The 17316-nt window shown below is 70.4% G+C and carries 14 protein-coding genes and 1 tRNA gene; 8 read left to right on the top strand and 7 right to left on the bottom strand.

Features of this window, described 5'->3' with window-relative positions; all coding sequences use genetic code 11:
• Positions 1-12: 12 nt before the first annotated feature.
• Entirely contained in the window at positions 13-1455 is a 1443-nt protein-coding gene (locus EIZ44_RS06665; protein WP_134728002.1) for an MFS transporter, read from the bottom strand.
• A gap of 103 nt (positions 1456-1558) precedes the next feature.
• On the opposite strand from EIZ44_RS06665, the gene EIZ44_RS06660 reads away from it, so the two are divergent.
• Positions 1559-2404 (top strand): helix-turn-helix transcriptional regulator, encoded by an 846-nt coding sequence (locus EIZ44_RS06660; RefSeq protein WP_037806921.1) that lies wholly within the window; start codon positions 1559-1561, stop codon positions 2402-2404.
• Here EIZ44_RS06660 and EIZ44_RS06655 read toward each other — a convergent pair.
• Positions 2365-2973: a dihydrofolate reductase family protein gene (locus tag EIZ44_RS06655; protein WP_134664544.1), complete on the bottom strand. Its 609-nt coding sequence runs from the start codon at positions 2971-2973 to the stop codon at positions 2365-2367. The two genes, EIZ44_RS06660 and EIZ44_RS06655, sit on opposite strands and share 40 nt — an antisense overlap.
• Before the next feature lie 135 nt (positions 2974-3108).
• Between EIZ44_RS06655 and EIZ44_RS06650 the strand changes: the two genes are divergently transcribed.
• Positions 3109-4230, top strand: coding sequence for a sensor histidine kinase (locus EIZ44_RS06650; protein WP_134728001.1), 1122 nt, complete (start codon positions 3109-3111; stop codon positions 4228-4230).
• Positions 4227-4904 carry a response regulator gene (locus tag EIZ44_RS06645; RefSeq protein WP_037806926.1) on the top strand — a complete coding sequence of 226 codons (678 nt, stop codon included), beginning with the start codon at positions 4227-4229 and terminating at the stop codon, positions 4902-4904. Before EIZ44_RS06650 ends, EIZ44_RS06645 begins: the two co-directional genes overlap by 4 nt.
• 80 nt (positions 4905-4984) lie before the next feature.
• Here EIZ44_RS06645 and EIZ44_RS06640 read toward each other — a convergent pair whose 3' ends face one another.
• On the bottom strand, positions 4985-6547 hold the full coding sequence (locus EIZ44_RS06640) for an acyltransferase family protein (protein WP_134728000.1): 1563 nt from the start codon (positions 6545-6547) through the stop codon (positions 4985-4987).
• Between the two features lie 194 nt (positions 6548-6741).
• Between EIZ44_RS06640 and EIZ44_RS06635 the strand changes: the two genes are divergently transcribed.
• Entirely contained in the window at positions 6742-7893 is a 1152-nt protein-coding gene (locus tag EIZ44_RS06635; protein ID WP_134664540.1) for a putative hexosyltransferase, read from the top strand.
• Between the two features lie 21 nt (positions 7894-7914).
• Here EIZ44_RS06635 and EIZ44_RS06630 read toward each other — a convergent pair whose 3' ends face one another.
• The 3 genes from EIZ44_RS06630 to EIZ44_RS06620 form a co-directional block, all read right to left on the bottom strand.
• Complete coding sequence (locus tag EIZ44_RS06630; RefSeq protein WP_134727999.1) at positions 7915-11589, bottom strand: FkbM family methyltransferase; 3675 nt, start codon at positions 11587-11589, stop codon at positions 7915-7917.
• Complete coding sequence (locus tag EIZ44_RS06625) at positions 11582-12760, bottom strand: flagellar basal body-associated FliL family protein (protein ID WP_134727998.1); 1179 nt, start codon at positions 12758-12760, stop codon at positions 11582-11584. Before EIZ44_RS06625 ends, EIZ44_RS06630 begins: the two co-directional genes overlap by 8 nt.
• Before the next feature lie 134 nt (positions 12761-12894).
• Positions 12895-14520 carry a hypothetical protein gene (locus EIZ44_RS06620; RefSeq protein WP_134727997.1) on the bottom strand — a complete coding sequence of 542 codons (1626 nt, stop codon included), beginning with the start codon at positions 14518-14520 and terminating at the stop codon, positions 12895-12897.
• 143 nt (positions 14521-14663) lie between these two features.
• On the opposite strand from EIZ44_RS06620, the gene EIZ44_RS06615 reads away from it, so the two are divergent.
• The 4 genes from EIZ44_RS06615 to EIZ44_RS06600 all read left to right on the top strand — a co-directional run bounded on the left by EIZ44_RS06615 (position 14664) and on the right by EIZ44_RS06600 (position 17013).
• Positions 14664-15155 (top strand): hypothetical protein, encoded by a 492-nt coding sequence (locus tag EIZ44_RS06615; RefSeq protein WP_134727996.1) that lies wholly within the window; start codon positions 14664-14666, stop codon positions 15153-15155.
• A 76-nt stretch (positions 15156-15231) separates the two neighbouring features.
• Positions 15232-15852 (top strand): hypothetical protein, encoded by a 621-nt coding sequence (locus EIZ44_RS06610; RefSeq protein WP_134727995.1) that lies wholly within the window; start codon positions 15232-15234, stop codon positions 15850-15852.
• A 223-nt stretch (positions 15853-16075) separates the two neighbouring features.
• Complete coding sequence (locus tag EIZ44_RS06605) at positions 16076-16585, top strand: DUF2716 domain-containing protein (RefSeq protein ID WP_081685095.1); 510 nt, start codon at positions 16076-16078, stop codon at positions 16583-16585.
• A 26-nt stretch (positions 16586-16611) separates the two neighbouring features.
• Positions 16612-17013 carry an Imm7 family immunity protein gene (locus tag EIZ44_RS06600; RefSeq protein ID WP_134727994.1) on the top strand — a complete coding sequence of 134 codons (402 nt, stop codon included), beginning with the start codon at positions 16612-16614 and terminating at the stop codon, positions 17011-17013.
• A gap of 177 nt (positions 17014-17190) precedes the next feature.
• Here EIZ44_RS06600 and EIZ44_RS06595 read toward each other — a convergent pair.
• Positions 17191-17263: transfer RNA gene (locus tag EIZ44_RS06595), tRNA-Gly, on the bottom strand.
• Between the last annotated feature and the right edge of the window lie 53 nt (positions 17264-17316).

The raw sequence follows: 17316 nt of genomic DNA, 5'->3' as shown, positions 1-17316 counted from the left end.
TCGGTCGAATTCTCAGCGAGGATCGGGCAGTTTGCGAGCCAGCCCGCTCACGAGCAGCGCCAGCACCGCCAGAATCCCGATGACCAGCACGAACGCACCCTGGTAGCCCATCGCGCCCGGCACGCTCAGGCTGGCGAACAGGCTGCCCAGCACCGCGACGCCCAGCGCCAGCGACGTCTGCTGGGTTGTGGTCAGCACACCGCCGCCGACCCCCGCCAGGTCGGCGGGCACCCGGGACAGCACGACCCGGAACAGCGTGCTCATCGCGAGCCCGTTGCCGACGCCGATCAGCACCATCGCCGGGGCCAGCTGCCAGATCGACAGGTCCGGCCAGTCGAGCAGCGCGGTTCCGGCGAGCGCGAGCAGCCCGACGGCGAGGATCACCCCGCCGATCGGCACGATCTTGCGGCCGAAGCGGGCGACGAGGCGGCTGCTGACCAGCGAGGTCGTGAAATACGCGACGGCCATCGGGGTCAACGCCAGCCCGGCGCCGAGCGGACCGAGGTGCAGGCCGTTTTGCAGGGTCACCGCGTAGACGAACATGAACGAGCCGAAGGTGCAGAAGAACGGCACCGCGACGGTCAGGCCGTGCCGCACGCTCGCGGTGCGCAGCAGGGCAGGCGGCAGCAGCGGGGTGCCGCCCGCGGCTTCGAGGTTCCGTTCCGTGCGGGCGAAGCCGAACGCCGCGAACGGGAAGATCACCAGCAGCGCGATGCTCCACCACGGCCAGCCGAGCGCGCGGCCCTCCATGATCGGGATCAGCAGCGACAGCAGCGAAACGGCCAGCAGCACGGTGCCCCAGCGGTCGACGCCGAGCGGGTTGCTCGCCCGGCTGTCCGGCACCGTGCGGCGCGCGAGCAGCAACCCGACGATCCCGATCGGCACGTTGACCAGGAAGATCGGCCGCCAGCTCAGGTCCCACACGTTGGCGGCGACCAGTGCGCCGCCGAGCAGCTGGCCGACCACGGTGGCGATGCCGCCGGTCGCGCCGTACATGCCGATCGCGCGCGAGCGGCGTTCGCCGGAGGTCCCGGCTTGGATGATCGACAACACCTGCGGCAGCAACAGTGCCGAAGCCGCGCCCTGTGCGACGCGGGCGATGACCAGCGTGGCGGCGTCCGGGGCGACGCCGCAGGCCAGCGAGGTGAGCGTGAACAGCGTGAGGCCGAGCAGGAAGAGCCTGCGGCGGCCGAAGGTGTCGCCGAGCCGTCCGCCGAGCACCAGCAGCACCGCGTACGCGATGCCGTAGCCCGCGACGACCAGTTCGAGCGTCGCGGTGGACGCGTGCAGGTCGGCATCGATGGTGGGCAGGGCGACGTTGACGATGAAGAAGTCGATGATCGGCAGTGCCGCCCCCAGCAGCACCGTGATCAAGCCGGCGGACGAGAGGCCCGTCCTCTCCGACGTCCCGACAGCGGCGGTGGCCGTCGCCGGGGCAGTGGTGGTAGTCGTCATGAGTACTACGTTCCGCCGCCGCAAACCCTGGTACCAGGTGTGCTTTTATCCTGGTACTGGGACTACCTGGTAACAGGCTTGGCACTGTGCTTACCTGGTACTCGTGACCAGTGGCATCGAAGACCGCCTGCGCCGGACCGAGCTGGGGGAGTTCCTCCGCAACCGGCGCGGACGCATCACGCCCGAGCAGGTCGGCCTGCCGCTCGGCGGCCGCAGGCGCACGCCGGGGCTGCGCCGCGAGGAAGTCGCGCAGCTCGCCGGGGTGGGGGTCACCTGGTACACGTGGCTCGAACAGGGCCGCGACATCAACGCCTCCGAGCAGGTGCTCAGCGCGATCTCCCGCACGCTCCGGCTCGATCCGCACGAGCACGTGCACCTGTTCACCCTCGCCGGCGCGCCGGAGCCGGTGACGGAGAAGAAGCACTGCTCCGCGATCACGCCGTCGATGCAGGACATGATGGTCCAGCTGGAACCGTTCCCGGTCGCGGTCCGCAACGCGCGCTTCGACGTGCTCGGCCACAACGCCGGCTACGACTGGCTCATGGGCGGCGTCGACGCGATCCCGTACGAGGAACGCAACACGCTCGTCCAGTGCCTGCTCAATCCGCAGTGGAAAGAGCGGATGGTCGACTGGGAGCAGAACGTGCCGCGGATGGTCTCGTCCTTCCGCGCGGCGATGGCCGAGCACGTGGGCGAGCCCGGCTGGAAGTCGCTGGTCAAACGGCTTCGGGCGGAGTCTCCGTGCTTCGAGGAACTGTGGAGCCAGCACGACGTGAACACCGAGCTGGCCAAGAGCAAGCGCTACCTGCACCCGGACGCGGGCCTGCTCACCTTCGACTTCACCTACCTCTACGCCGGCCGCCGCTCGGAGATCCGGATGTCGGTCTACACCCCGGCGAACGACGAGACTCACGCGAAGCTGCTGGAGTTCGTGCCCAAGACGCGGTAGTGCAGGTGGGTCACGCCCTCGCCAGGCGTGACCTCGGGCGTGCCGAGCCGCACCGGACCGAAGCCGAATTCGCCGAAGAACGGCACCCCGCCGCCGAGCAGGACCGGCACGAGGTCGATCCGCACCGCGTCGAGCAGCCCGGCCGCCAAGCACTGCCGCGCCATCTCGCCCGCGTTCACGCCGACGTCGCGGCCGTCGGCCAGTTCTTTCGCCCGCGCCACCGCGACCTCGATGCCTTCGGTGACGAAGGTGAACGGCGAGCCCTCCCAGCCGGCAGGCGCCTCGTGCGTCACCACGACCACCGGCCCGCCGAACGGATGCGTCCCGCCCCAGCCCGAGGTCAGGTCGAACAGCCGCCGGCCGACGAGCAGCGCCCCGGTCGACTCCAGTTGTGCGCGCATGACCTTCGCGCTCGCCGGGGACATGCGCAGCGAGCGTCCCGGCTGCGCGGTCGGCACCTCCTCGGTGCCGCTGCCCAGCCAGCCGAAGAGCAGATCGAACCCGGATTCGCCCGGCCCCGCCACGAACCCGTCCAGCGACATGCTCGCCCCGGCCACTACCTCGCCCATCACCGTCTCCTTTTTTCGCCGTTTGCCTGGTGAACGGAGCCGGATGAGAGTTCTCGACATACCGCGCCGCGCGTAGTCCGATCCCGCGCTTCACGACGGACGCGCCCGCCCGGCTTCCCCGGTAGCTTTCGCACCATGCACTACTGGTGGCGGGCGCAGAACCCGTGGTTCGGGCGGGTGTTCCGGACCTTCGTGGTGCTCGCCTTCGTGCTCGGCGGCTCCAGTGCGTCCGGCCGCTGGCAGCACGCCCCGCATCCGCTGAGCCCGCTCGGTGCTGCTTGGCTGGCCGCGACCGTGCTCACCTTGCTGCTCGTCCACCGGTACCCGCTGCCGCTCTTCGTGCTCACCGCGGCCTCGGCGTACGCGTACTACCTGTCCCCGGAGCCCGGTGGTCCGGTGATCATCGTCCCCACCATCGCGTTGTTCGTGCTTACGCGGCGGAAGGGTCCGGTGGTTGCCGGAAGCACCGGTGCGGCGGTGCTGGTGGGGGCGTACGTGGTCCACATCATCACCGCGCAAACGTTTGCGGTCAGCGCCTGGGCACTGTTCGCCGTGGTCTGGATGGCCGCCGTGATCGGCATCGCGACCGCGGTCCGGTTCCAGTTCGCCGCCGTCGCCGCCCGGCGCGAGCAGGCCGACGAGCACCGGCACCGGATGGCCGAGCAGGAGCGGCTCCGGATCGCCCGCGAGGTGCACGACGTCGTCGCGCACAGCCTCGCGATGATCAATGTCCAAGCGGGCGTCGCCGCGCACGTCGCGGACCGGCGGCCGGAGGAGGCGAAAGAGGCACTGCTCAACATCAAGGCCGCCAGCGCGTCCGCGCTCAACGACCTCCGGGCGACGCTCGCCGTGCTCCGTTCCGGTGAGAACCGCGCGCCCGCGCCGAGCCTCGCGCAGGTCGACGAGCTGCTCGACCACGCGCGAGCCGCCGGGTTGGCAGTCGAACTGCACGGCGAAGCCGGCGAGCTGCCCGCGCCGGTGGACGGCGCGGCGTACCGGATCCTTCAGGAGTCGCTCACCAACGTCGTCCGGCATGCCGACGGGGCACAGCGCGTCGAGGTCCGCTTCGAGCGGAAGCCGGGCACGCTGGTCCTGATCGTGCGCGACGACGGCCGCGGCACCGTCCAGCCGACGCCCGGGCACGGTCTGCGCGGCATGCGGGAACGCGCGACGGCGCTCGGCGGCAGCGTCGAGGCGAGCGTCACCGGGCAGGGTTTCCAGGTGCGGGCGGAACTGCCCGTGGAGGGGGAGAAATGACCATCCGCGTCGTACTGGCCGACGACCAGGCCCTGGTCCGCGCCGGATTCCGGCTGCTGCTGGACACCGAGGACGGCTTCGAGGTGGCCGGCGAGGCGAGCGACGGCGAGCAGGCCGTCGCGCAGGCGGTCGAGCACCGGCCCGACATCGTGGTGATGGACATCCGGATGCCCGGCACCGACGGTCTCGAAGCGACCCGCCGGATCACCTCGCACCCCGACCTCGGCGGGGTGAAAGTGCTGGTCCTGACCACGTTCGACGTCGACGAATACGTCTACGAGGCACTCCGCGCCGGGGCCAGCGGGTTCCTGCTGAAGGACACCGAACCGGTCGAACTCCTGCACGCGCTGCGCGTCGTCGCGGCGGGGGAGGCGCTGCTCGCGCCGACCGTCACGCGCCGGTTGATCGCCGAGATCGTCGGACGGCCGGAGCACCGGCGGATCGACACCTCAGCCGTGCAGGAGGTGACCGAACGCGAACGCGAGGTGCTGGCGCTGGTCGCGGGCGGGCTGTCGAACGACGAAATCGCCGCCCACCTGGTGATCTCCACGGCGACCGCGCGCACGCACGTCAGCCGCATCATGACCAAGATCGGCGCGCGCGACCGGGCGCAGCTGGTGGTGCTCGCGTACGAATCGGGCCTCGTCACCCCGCGCCGCGGCTCGCACGAATGAGCTAAGCCGGGAGTGTGAGTTACGCCGTGTCGGTGAACGTCGTCCCACCGTCGCACGCCTTACCGGAAGAGCATCACTGCTCAGCGAGGGGTGTGGCGGAAGGAGTTCCCGTGGCGTGGGAGATCGTCGTGGTCGCCGCGCTGGCCCTGGTTTTCCTGGTCCGGCTGGTAGCGCAGCTCCGGCGGAGCTGACGGACGCCGGCGCGGCGGCATCGGCCGGCGCACCGGCGGCTCGGCGGTGCAGTCGACGGCTGATTCGACAGGACGCGCCCGGTGCGCGCCCCCGTTCGCACGCGGCGGCATCGCGCGCGGCGCGTCGTTCGGCGGCGGAGCTCCGTTCCTCGGCATCCGCCCGTTCTGCACCGGACGCGGCCGGGGCGCCGGACGACGCGGCGGCAGCGGTTCGGCGGGAATCTTCGGGATCTCAGCGGTCACTTCGGCGTCCTCGACGAGCTGAGTCGTTTCGCCCGGAGTTTCGACCGGCGGTTCCACCGGGGGCTCAGGCATTTCCGGCGCGGGCGGAGGCGGCTTCGGCTTGTGCGACAACCGTCGCGCCAGCGAGTGGCTCGGCCGTTCCACGAACCGGTAGCTCAGTTCGACCACCCCGAACACCGCCGGGATCACGATCAGCAGCGCGATCGGCAGCGGCACCGCCGGGCGCAGCAGTTGCAGCAGCACGAACGTGACCAGCATGTGCAGCAGGTAGATCGAATAGCTGCGCTCGGACAGCATGGTCCAGATCTTGCGCTGCTTCAGCCGGTCCTCGGCGAACATGCCCATCAGGAAGCAGGCGACGGCGAACGCCAGCGCGAGGTTGTACGAGCTGTCCACGCGGCCGACGTTGATGACGTCCGCCAGCACGTACAGCGACCAGGCGCAGCCGCCGTACAGCGCGCCCGTCCAGAGCGGGATCTGCTTCTTGGTCGTCGCCCAGACGACCTGGCCGATGACCATCGCGGGCAGGTACGAGACGTTCACCGCGAACAGCGACCACGACGGTCCGAGCTGGGACCGGCTCATCATCACCACGAAGATGAAGGTCAGTTCGACCGCGATCGCGAGCCACACCCATCGGCGCAGCAGCGGCAGCACCGCCATGAGCAGCAGGTAGAAGATGACCTCGACGATCATCGTCCAGGCCACCGGCACCAGCACGATCTGCGGGTAGATCAGGTAGTTGACCAGCGTGGTGTTGGTGAAGACGGTGAGCGGGTTCAGCGTCTGTGCTTGGCCGGTTGACGGCGGGTGCAGGTTCACCAGCAGCAGGAACGCGGTCAGCAGCACCACGAACAGCATCGGCGCGTAGACCCGGATGAACCGGTTGAGCGCGAACCGGCCGGTGCCCTGGCGCAGCGCGATCGGCGTCACGACGAAACCGCTGACCAGGAAGAAGAACGGCACCGCGATCTGCCCGATGCCCTGCTTCGACATGTGCATCGGATCGCTCGTGAGCGCCTCGATGAAGTCGACGTACGGGGCTTTGTCGTTCTTCGCGATCACCCACGGATGGGCGATGTGGCTGTAGAAGACCAGCAGCGCGCCGAGGCCGCGGCCGATGTCGATGAAGACGATCCGGGTTTTCTTCGCGGGCGCGGACGAAGGGTCGGCCAGGGCAGCGGAATTCGGCTCGGCCAGCGTGCTCACCCCCGTCTTCCGCTACCGACAACCTCGTGCAGGTTACCGCCTCGCACCCCCGCCCCGGACGTACTCCCCGCAATTGGCGGTAAGCAGGGGATTAGTCACAACACCCGTTCTGGCCTCGGATTATGTGGTCGCCAGGTACGATCAGGCAGGAATTCGTCCGGTTTCACGCTAGGTAGTTCAGGAGTTCGGGGAGCGTGCAGCAGTCCAGTCTCGACGGTCCCGTCGAGCCTTCGCCGACGCTGCGCGCCGCTTTCCGCCAAGCCGCCCCCGCGATCAGCCTCTACCTGCTGTTCCAGCTCGTCGCGTTCGGCGTGCTGTGGATGATGAGCTGGAAGGCCGACGTGTCGCCGGGCCGGTTCATCGACAACTTCGACGCCAACTGGTTTCTCTCGGTCTCCCAGCACGGCTACGACCAGCCGGTCGTGCACGGCGCCGACGGGCTGCCGGTCGAGAACAGCCTCGTGTTCTTCCCGCTGTACCCGGCGACGGTGGCGCTGCTGACCCTGGTCGGGATCCCGCCGCTGGCGGCCGGGATGACGATCTCGCTGCTGGCCGGGTGCGCGGCGGCGTGGGGCCTGTTCGTGCTGGGCCGCGACCTGGCCGGACCGCGGGTGGGCCTGCTGGTCGCGGTGCTGTGGTCGATCGGGCCCGGTTCGACGGCACTGCACCTGGCGTATTCGGAATCGCTGCTGATGGCGCTCGTGTCCTGGACGTTCGTGATGCTCGCCCGCCGCGAATGGCTGGTCGCGGGCGGGTTCGCGGTGCTGGCCGGGCTGACGCGGGCGAGTTCCGGTGCGTTGATCGCCGCGGTCGGCATCGCCGCGCTCATCGCGGTCTTCCAGCGGCGCGACGGCTGGCGCCCGTGGGCAGGCGGGCTGATCGCGCCGCTCGGCCTGCTGGGCTACCTCGGCTACGTCTGGATCCAGACCGGCCGCCCGGACGGCTGGTTCTGGCTGCAGAACGCCTGGCAGATGCACTTCGATTTCGGCGTTTTCACCTGGACGCAGGTCCGCGAAGGCCTCACCTCGGACAACGCGAGCTGGATCACCGTGACCGCGCTCGTCGTGCTCACCGCGGTGGTGCTGCAGTTCTGGACCTGGGCGACGAAGCTGCCGTTGCCGTGGCAGATCTACGGCACGCTCACCGTGGTGATCGCGCTGTGCTCCTCGAACTTCTTCCAGTCCCGCGCGCGTTTCCTGCTGCCGGCGTTCGTGCTGACCGTGCCGGTCGCGCTCATGCTGGCGAAGCTGCCGAACCGGGTGCTGGCGGTGCTGCTGCCGGTGATCACCGTCGGAAGTGCCTGGTACGGCGCGTTTCTGCTGACCATCGCGCACGTGGCACCGTGAGGCACCACGTGCGCGATCAGGTCAGGGCGCCAGCCACAGCGTGACGAATTCCTTCTCGTCCGCTTGAGCGGCGGCGATGATCGCCGAATCTTCGAGCACCTGGTCGGACGGGCCGTCGTCGGTGACCACCTTCAGCGTGTAGCCGAACGAGCGGTACCCGGCGAGCACGACGGCCGGGTCGTCGCCCAGTTCCGCGATCGCGCCCGGGTCGAACTCGCACACCACGTGCGGCCGGTCGCGGCGCAGCACCTCGGCCAGCCCCGCCAGCGCACGGTGGTCGCGGCCCTGCAGGTCGACCTTCACCAGGCTGATCCGCTGCTCGGTCACCTCGGGCACGGAATCCAGCCGCACCGCCGGTACCTCGACGCCGGAACCGTCCACGGTGACCCGGTTGTCGCCGCTGTTGCCGGGGGTCGCCTGCGCCAGGTGCACGGTGCCGGGCTCGTCCCACGCGGCCGACTCGACCACGGTGACCAGCTCGCCCGCCGCCGCGGGCAGGTTGACCTCGACGTTGCGGCGCAGGTACGCGGCGTTGACCGGATCGGCCTCCACCGCGATCACCCTGGTCACTTCCGGAGTGGCCCGCAGCAGCCGCAGCGTGTGGTAGCCGACGTGCGCGCCGATGTCGAGGAACGCGCCGTCCGCCAGCGAAGCCATCAGCTCGGCCTCGCTGTCTTCCCAGGACCGGTGGAACAGGATCCACGGCAGCATGACCTCGTCGACCGGCATCAGCAGCGCGCCGACGTCGCACTGGACGACGTCCGCCCCGCGCGGCACCGGAGCGTGCCGGAGCCGCGCCGCGTCCCGCATCGCGCTGACGTCGAGGGTCACCCGCTGGATGGCCTTCTCGTCGGCGTCGAGCCGTTCGTCGCGCCGCGCGAACATCTTGTGCACGGTTCCCGCGGCGGCTTCGACCTCCGCGCCGACGCCGTCGTAGCCCTCGGCGAGCTTCGCCACGTCCGCTTCGAGATTGCGCAGCGCCAGGTCCGTTTCCGGAGCCTGCCGACGCAGCTCGTTGACCGTGCCGCGCAACGCTTCGAGCCGTTCGCCGAGCGTGCGCGTGGACAGCGCGGCGCGGCGCGATTCGTCGATGTTGCGTTCCAGGCCTTCGATCCGGTCCAGCAACCGCCGGTTGCTGTCCTCGGTCGCCGCGAGCAGCGCACCCATCACCTGGCGCTGGTGCACGTCGTAGTGGTCGATCGCGCGCAACACGGCCTTGCGCAGCGCGGGCGCGAGCGGCAACCGCGACGGCGCGCTCGCTTCCGGACGCCAGCGCAACGCCTCGGTCGCCTGCTGCAGCGGGCTGAGCGGGTGCTCCGGTGGCGGGGTCGCGGCGCGCTGCCGCTCCTGCCACGTCTCGTGCGCCTGCTCCAGCTCACGCCGCATCCACTCGGCCGCGGTCGCCATCGACCGCTCGCGCAGGACGACCTCCCGCGCGCGCCGGCCGCGTGCGGTCGCCTCGTCCGGGTCGTCGGCGATCTGCACCATCGCGGCCGCGGCGGCGTTCAGATCGGGCTCCGCCCAGACCGCGTCGGCGTGGTACGGGTAGTTGCCCTCGCCGACCGGGACCAGCCGGTACGGGATCGGCCAGCCGGTGGACTCGTCGAGGAATTCCGTGGTGCTGGAGTAATCCGTCGAAATCACCGGCATCGCACGGGCCATCGCCTCGGCGACGGTGAGCCCGAAACCCTCGCTGCGGTGCAGCGAAACGTACGCGGTGCTGGTCTCGTACAGCTCGTGCAGTTCGGCGACGCTGAGGTAGCGCTCGACCAGTTCGATCCGGTCGTCGCCGCGGACCACCGCGCGCAGTCGTTCGGCGGCCTGCGGGTGCAGCTTCGCGTTGATCGCCTTGACGGTGAGCCGGACGTCCTCGCGCCCCGGGAACGCCCGCTGGAACGCTTCTACCGCGCCCCAAGGGTTTTTGCGCTCCGCGACGCTGTTGAAGTCGAACGCGAACAGGAACCGCACCGGCTCGCCCTTGTCGCGCGCGGGCGGCGACGGCTCGCCCGGATCGCGCACCGGCACCGGGATCGTCTTGACCGGGATCGTCGAATGCGCGGCGAACGCGCGACGGCAGAAGTCGCTGACCGTCCAGACCTCGTCGAGCATCCCGAACGCTTCGTGCTGCCACTGCGGGAAGTCTTCGAGTTCCCACGCCCACAGCCCGATCCGGTAGCGCCCGGCGCCGACCTCGGGGTGGTTGGTCAGGATCGTGCGCGTCTGGTCCGCGTTCACCGCGAACACGCTGACCGGGAACCGCGGATCGCCGACGGTCGCGGGCCGCTCGATGCCGGTGCGGTTCGAGACCGCCTTCTCCTCCAGCACCGTGGCCACCGGCACGCCGCCGGTCTCGATCGCCTCGAGCACGATCCGGCCCATCTCGCCGAGCCCGAGCTCCGCGGTCAGGTAGCCGAGCAGGTTCACGCCGAACTCGTCGTGCGGCGGACGGGTCGAGACCGGTTCGGACGGCAGCGCCCACTCCGGCAGCCCGGCCTCGGAGACGCCGGATCCGGCGCACCAGTGCCGGAAGCCGTCCGCGTCGTCGCCGTAGGGGTGCGGGAACGCCATCTGCAGGTCGATCCGCGACGCCCAGATCGCGTGCGTCAGCCGGTTCAGCCCGGCCGCGGCCTGGCCCTGGTCCTCCGGAGTCGCGAGCCATTCGCGCAGCGCGAGCCCGCCGTCCTCGGCGTACGCGTGCGGCGGCGCGGGCTTCTTCTTGCGCTCGGCCTTGATCCAGCCCTCGCGGAAAACGCGCCGCGCGAGCTTCGGCACCGGCGTGCCGTCCTGGAAGTCCTTGAAGCCGTACGGAATCGAGTCGAGCGACTCGGCGTACCCCGCTTCGCGCAGCTTCGTGCCGTACGAATCGCAGATCGCGCGAAGGTCGTCGTTGTGCGACAGCAGCACCCGCGGCTTGCGCGCGCAGTGGAAGCTCAGCAGCCACGGCTTCTCCGGCCGGTAGCCGCTGAAGTGGAAGAACCGCAGCTTCGCGCCGCCCGCGGTCAGTGCGCCGTCCTTGTCCCGGCCGATCGGCCGCTCGTGGAGGTTCCAGTACGCGACGTCGAATCCGGGGTCGGTGACGACGTGATGCCGGAACAGCGACGGCACCTGGTCGACCCAGCGCTGGTCGGTGAACAGCTGCTGCTCGGGCGCGACGATCGCGTCGTGGCGCAGCCTGCCCGCCCAGAAGTCGAGGAACGGCCCGGCGCCGCGGCCGACGCCGATGAAGCCGAGGTTGAACATGCCGGTGCCCATGATCACCGCGTCGTCCGGCTCCATGCCGTCCTGCGGCAACGGGGTCAGGAAGTGCGGCGCGAGCACGATGTCGTGCGTTTTGGCGAGCTCGGCGACCTCGGGGATCGGCGCGAACAGCTCGATGTCCGGGTCGAGGTAGATCGCCGCCTCGGACTCTTTGAGCAGCTCGCGCAGCAGATACGGCTTGACCGACGTGGCGAGTTCGGTGACCGAGTACGCGGTCGCCATCCGCAGGTAGTCGTCCTCGTCGATGCCGAACGCGGCCGGGCCGACGACGGTGAGTCCGTCGCCGGCCCGGTCCGACTGATCGCGCGGGGCGTCGATGACCGCGATGACGAAGCGGCCGCCCGGATGGTGCTCGAGGTAGGAGCGGGCCAGCACGCGCGCCGCGGGCACGTAGTTGCGGGCGACGATCGTGCAGGCGGTGGTCCCGGGCTCAGGCATCGGCGGTCAGCACCGTGAGCTGCTGGTTCAGCGCGGTGGTGAAGTCGGTGGAGGTCTGGCTCTTGCCGGACACCTCGACGCGGACGACCACGTTCCCGTGCGCGTAGTGCCCGCGCGACTGGGCCGACTGGCCTTCCTTCGCGTCGATCGAGGTCGCGTACACGCCGTTCGGGGCGGTGGTGTCGCGCTTGGCCCCGTTCGTGACCTGGACCTCCATCAGCTTCTCGGCCGCGGTCTTCGCCGCGGTCGGGCTGCTGGCCTGGGCGAGGAACAGCGTGATCAGGTTGCCGTCTTCGAGGTGGTACACGACGAACTTGACCTTGGACACGCCCGCCGCCTGGTAGGCGCTCAGTTCCTGCGGGTTGAGGTACTTCAGCGTGTCGACCTGCGAGAACGACGTGATGTCGTCGTGCGTCTCGGCCTTGCCCGGCATGGTCGCGACGCCGAGCGGGTCCGGCGGCTTCGGGGCCGAGGACGGACCGGGCTGGTGCTGCGCGGTGGTCTGCTCGGTGCCGCCGCCTCCGCTGTCGCGGCCCCACAGCCAGTACGCGCCGAACGCGATGCCGGCCAGCACGATGACGGCGCCGACGATCGCGCCGATCTTCTTGCCGTTGCTCTTCTTCGGCTTGTCGCTGAAGTACTCCGGACCCTGGCGGACCCATTCGGAGTCGCCACCGGACGGGCCGAGCGGCGGGAGATCGCCGCCGCCCCACGGCGGGGTCTGGTCGCTCTCGGCGGCGTTCCACGGCTGCTGCTGCGGGAAGCCCCCGGGCGGCGAGGACGGCGTGCCCTGCGGGAACCCGCCGGGCGGGGAGTAGTGCGCCTGCGGCTGGTGCTGCTGCGGCTGCACCACCTGGGTGCGCTCGGGACCGGCGTCCGCGGGCGGCTGCTGGGTCTGCCACGACTGGACGACCTGAGTGCGCTCGGCACCGCCGTCGGCGGGCGGCTGCTGCGGAGCCTGCGGCTGCTGCTGCGGGACGCCTCCAGGCGGGCTGACCGGCGCGATCACCTGGGTCGAGTCCGCGCTCTGGTTCTGCGGCGGGGCGGGCTGGTCCTGCTGGCCGACGGCCGAGGACAGCACCTGATCACGCCGGATGCGATAGTCGTCCGCGGACAGTCGCCCTGACGCGAGCTCCTCGTCCAGCCGGCGCAGCTCCTCCTGCCAGGACACCAGGGCCCCCCTTATCTGTCGGCATGGCGACGGTCAATGCGTCGTCGCTACCCGATTGTGTGTGACGACGTGGACATTGTGCACGGGTCCGACCCCGCGTGACCTGGCGGGTGGCCTTGTGCGCCGGGGTGTGTTCAGCCGGCGGGCAGCGCGGCCGCGACCTTCGCGCGGATCTCTTCCATCCGCGAGCGCAGCACCGCCGGATCCTGGCCGACCGGGCCCGACACGCCGATGCCGACCGACACGCCGCCCGAGGTGTACCAGAAGGCCATCACGCGTCCGGCCGGGCTGCTCCCGGTGTAGAGCAGATCGGTGGCCGCCGGGCCGAGCGGGCTGCTGTCGAACCCGCCGGTGACCAGGTTCTGCCGCAGCCCCTGGACCAGCTGACCGGCCTGCGCCTTGGACGGCGCCGGGACCGCGATGAGCGTCGTCCCGCCGTCGGTGCCTGCGTAAGCGTGGTAGACGAGCTGATCCGCGCCCGCCGCGCGCATGAGGTTCGCGTCGGCGTCGGAAACGGCCTTGGCCTGGACCGCCTTGTCCAGCGCCATGGTCGAGTTCTCCGGGTTCGGCGTGCCCGGCAGCGTGGGCAGCTTGTCCTCGAGCGACGCCGGCTGGGTGTTCGGCGCGGACGACGCGGCGGGCGGCTGCGCTGCCGTGTCGTTCGAGTCGTTCTTGTTGCCGAGGAACCAGATGCCGCCGACGACCAGCGCCAGCACCACGAGCACGGCCAGCGACAGGAACAGCCACGTCGGCTTGCCGCGGCGAGGCTTGGCGTCGTCCTCCCAGAGCCGGCGCGGCTCCGGCTGGCCGTTCGCCGGGATCGCGCCGAAGACCGCGGTGGGCCGGTCGTCGGCGGGGCTCGGCGCGGTGGTCGGCCGGTCGGTGGAGAACGGGGTGCCCGGGGTGTGCGAGAAGGCGGGCTGCGGCTTTTCGGCCGACGGGACCGCGGCCCCGGAATTCAGGAACGATTCGACCGCGGGCGGTTCCGGCGCGGGCATCGCCGGGTTGGTGCTGGCCCAGCCGACGACCGGCTGTTGCTGCTGACCCGGTTGCTGCTGGCTCGGCTGTTGCTGCTGGCCGGGGGTGTGCCACTGCACGGGGGCGACGCCCGGCCAGGTTCCCGGCTGGGCGGGCAGCTGCGGTTGAGGCTGGTGCGGCGGAGGCGGTCCGGCTTGGCTCGGCGGCTGCGTGACCGGGGTCTGCGGCTGGGCTGCCGGGCTCTGCGGCGGGCTGGCCGGGCTCTGCGGCTGCGAGAAGAAGGGCGCTGCCGCGTCGGTCGTGGCTGCTGAGCTCGTCGCAGCCGCCGGGCCGGTGGTGGTTGCTGAGCTCGTCGTCGCAGCTGAGTTGGCGGCGGGCTGCTCGGGTGCCGCGGTGTCTCCGGGCGGGGTGCCCAGCCGGAGCGTGCTCGTCGGGTCGTGCTCCGGCATCGTCGCCACGACCTGCGTAGCGCTCGCGCTGTTGTCGACGGAAGCACCCTGGGCCGGGGTGCTCGCGCTGCCGGTGGAGGTGCTCGGCTCCGCCGCTGCCTGGCTGTCCGATCCGGCGGGCGTCGCGGTGGCCTGGGCGGCCGGTGTGCTCCAGGTGGGTGACTCGCTCGCCGACGGCGCGTCCTGCCGCAACGGCGACGCCACTGGCGAAGCCGCCCCGCCGCCCGACGCCTCGGCGAGCAGTTCGTCGCGCTGGCGGCGGTGTTCGGCGTGTCCGAGGCGGCCGGCGGCCAACTCCGCGTCCAAGCGCCGGAGCTCTTCCTGCCAGCTCATCACGCAACCCCCTGTCACCGGTTCGGGCGACAGTGTTCCACGCGCTCTGGCTCCGTGGGGCTCAGGTGCACAAGATCAGCCCAGATCAGGCGTCCGCTTCGCGAGACCGCCAGGAAAACCGGCGGGTCCGTACGATCGGGATCATGTCCTCCGCGCGCGGTGCGCTCGCCGCCCTTGCCGTGGATCGGCTCGCCGGTCTCGACATCACCGCTGCCGAACTCGTCGAGGCCGGGGCGCGGGCCGTCGGCGAGGGCCTCGACGCGCCCTCCCTTGCCGAACTGGCCGGCCTCGACCACCGGAACCACCAGGCGGTTTCCGCCGCGTTCTCGCACGTGGTCGAGGAGCTGGGCATCGAACTCCCGGCCGACGCCACCGCGGCCCAATGGCAGCTGCTCGGCGAACACCTCGGCGAGATGGTGCGCGGCGACGTCCGGCTCGCCGTGGCCGCGAAGAGCGTCAAGGCGCTCGACGGACGGCTCGGCCATCCGGTCGCGCTCGCCGAGCTGCGGCAGTGGCTGGCGATGCTCGCGACCTGGATTCCCACCGATGTCACCCCGGTCAGCTACTGCGAGGACCAGGTTCTGCAGCAGGCGCGTGCGGTACTGGCGGGTCCGTGGCCGCCGGTCACCCGTTAAGCGGCAAAAACTGTCGTACATATGTTCTAAAATTGGCCGTGTACTGGGGAAACCATCCACCGGAAGGCGGCCGCCCATGACCAGTTCTCAGTCGGCATACGTCACGCTGCCCACGTTCGTCGGGTACAGCGCCAGCAAGGGCCCGTCGCGTTCGTCGTTCGTCCGCAGGCAGCGCCGGCTGTACGAGGATCCGGCCCGGGCGGCGTTCAACTACTACCGGCGCGCGGCGAACGCGGTGCGGGCCGGCCGGGCGGCGCGGCAGGACGAGGTGGCCATGCGCGCGCTGGTCAACAACGCCGACGAGCGCACGCGTCCGCATTACGCCGCCATCGCCGAGGGCTGGCTGCGTTATCTCGGCAGGCGCGATCCGAAGCTGATCGAGGTCGGGCGGGCGAGGTTCGCGCTCGGCGAGCTGGAGATCGGCATCAGCCCGCAGCTGGGGCTGTGGAAGTCGAACGGCCGCCGGTTCGCCACCTGGCTGTACTTCAAGGAGGAGCCGCTCACCCGGGACGCCGCGCAGCTCGCACTGTGGCTGCTCACCGAGGGCATGCCGGATCTGCTGCCGGGCGGGGAGGCGCTGGTCGTGGACGTGCGCCGGGCGAAGGAGTTCACCTTGTCGGCGCGGGACCGGGAGCGGCTGCGGCCGTGGGCGTTCAGCGAGGCGTCGGCGTTCGTCACGCTGTGGCGCGCCGCATAACTGCTCCGTGCATGACCGGCACGGGTCTCGGGTAAGGAACCTGCGGACCGGGCGCTGTTTTCCCGGTCCGCGGGCCACCCGGTCGAGTGACAGCTTGGCGCTCGGCTCCGGTGGACTGGACAATCCCGGTCCCGGACACGAAGCTTTCGGCAGTTTCGAGCCCGGCCGATGACTTCGAGGTCGACAAGTGAACGCTGCTGCAGCCTGGGAGCCGCTCTCGCGAGTGGCTGACGAACCCGCTTGGTATTGGGTGCACGACAAGCTCAGGTTCTGGCCGAGCACCTTCGCGCACGATTGGCCCGGCTTCCATGAGCCGCGCCCGTCGGCTGCCTGGGATCTCTCCACCGGCGAGTACGACCGCGCCTCGGCCGAGTTCCGCCTCGGCCCGTACGCGGTGGAAGAGCACGACGTGGCCCGTGCCGTGCTGGCCGCGCTCCAGGAGGTCACCGCCGAGGACGACTGGCTGTGGGTCCTGCATTGGCAGCACCAGTCGTTCAAGTTCTGGCCGCACCGCATGCAGCAGAACGCACCGTGGCCGGTCTCGGTCTTCCCGCGCGGCGACTACCACCTGTTCCTCGCCGCCGATTTCAGCTACGGCACGCTCGGCCACCCGTGGGAGCGCACCTTGTGCGTCTTCGGCGAAAACTTGCTCCCCGCGGTCGAAAAGCACGCCGACGGCATCCTCACGAACCAGCTCCGCCGGGACGGCCAGCCCTCTGCGCTGACCCGCTGATCACCGCCGCTGCTACCGTCTCGCACGTGTTCGAATACCACGGCTGGGTGACCATCGCCGCCACCGCAACGGGCGACGACGACGCAGCTCTGCTGGAGCGCCTGGTGGAACGGGTCCACCGCTCGCTGAACAACACAACCATGCTGGACCTGGTAGACCTCCGCTGGAGCGCGGGCCTGCCCATGCTCCATCTGGGTGGTCTGGACAAACACGGCGGAGCCATCACCCCGCAACTGCTGGAAACCTTCGCCCGAGTAGGAGAACTGGCCCCAGGCTCCTACGGCCTCCTGCACATCTGGGACGACCAACACCCAGAACACGACAACGAGTTCCAGGTGTACCGAATGGCAAGAGGCCAACTAACGGAACAAAAAGACGAACACCTGTCCCCCATCGCCCCCACAGTCCTAGACACCTACGAGCTGTAAGAGGACAGGCCCCGGAAGGTCGCGACGCACCTTCTCCGCTTGCTCCCAAGCTACAAAGCCGCCCACCCACCCAACCGCAGCCGGTGGCACCGCGGGGGTCCGGGGGCTCGGGCCCCCGGGTGAAATGGCGAAGGCCCTGTATCCACGCTTTTTGTGGATACAGGGCCTTCGGGACTGAGCGGATGACGGGATTCGAACCCGCGACCCTCACCTTGGCAAGGTGATGCGCTACCAGCTGCGCTACATCCGCGTTAACCGCTTGGTGCTCGGTGTTGAAGACACTCTATACCGTCGCCTCGGTGA

The sequence above is a fragment of the Amycolatopsis nivea genome (assembly GCF_004522235.1).
GTDB classification, from domain to species: domain Bacteria; phylum Actinomycetota; class Actinomycetes; order Mycobacteriales; family Pseudonocardiaceae; genus Amycolatopsis; species Amycolatopsis nivea.
This window is presented reverse-complemented; position numbering and strand designations above follow the sequence as displayed.

Coding starts and splice junctions, on each gene's coding strand:
- EIZ44_RS06665 (WP_134728002.1), bottom strand. CDS start 1,455: ATGACGACTACCACCACTGCCCCGGCGACGGCCACCGCCGCTGTCGGG.
- EIZ44_RS06655 (WP_134664544.1), bottom strand. CDS start 2,973: ATGGGCGAGGTAGTGGCCGGGGCGAGCATGTCGCTGGACGGGTTCGTG.
- EIZ44_RS06650 (WP_134728001.1), top strand. CDS start 3,109: ATGCACTACTGGTGGCGGGCGCAGAACCCGTGGTTCGGGCGGGTGTTC.
- EIZ44_RS06645 (WP_037806926.1), top strand. CDS start 4,227: ATGACCATCCGCGTCGTACTGGCCGACGACCAGGCCCTGGTCCGCGCC.
- EIZ44_RS06630 (WP_134727999.1), bottom strand. CDS start 11,589: ATGCCTGAGCCCGGGACCACCGCCTGCACGATCGTCGCCCGCAACTAC.
- EIZ44_RS06620 (WP_134727997.1), bottom strand. CDS start 14,520: ATGAGCTGGCAGGAAGAGCTCCGGCGCTTGGACGCGGAGTTGGCCGCC.
- EIZ44_RS06615 (WP_134727996.1), top strand. CDS start 14,664: ATGTCCTCCGCGCGCGGTGCGCTCGCCGCCCTTGCCGTGGATCGGCTC.
- EIZ44_RS06610 (WP_134727995.1), top strand. CDS start 15,232: ATGACCAGTTCTCAGTCGGCATACGTCACGCTGCCCACGTTCGTCGGG.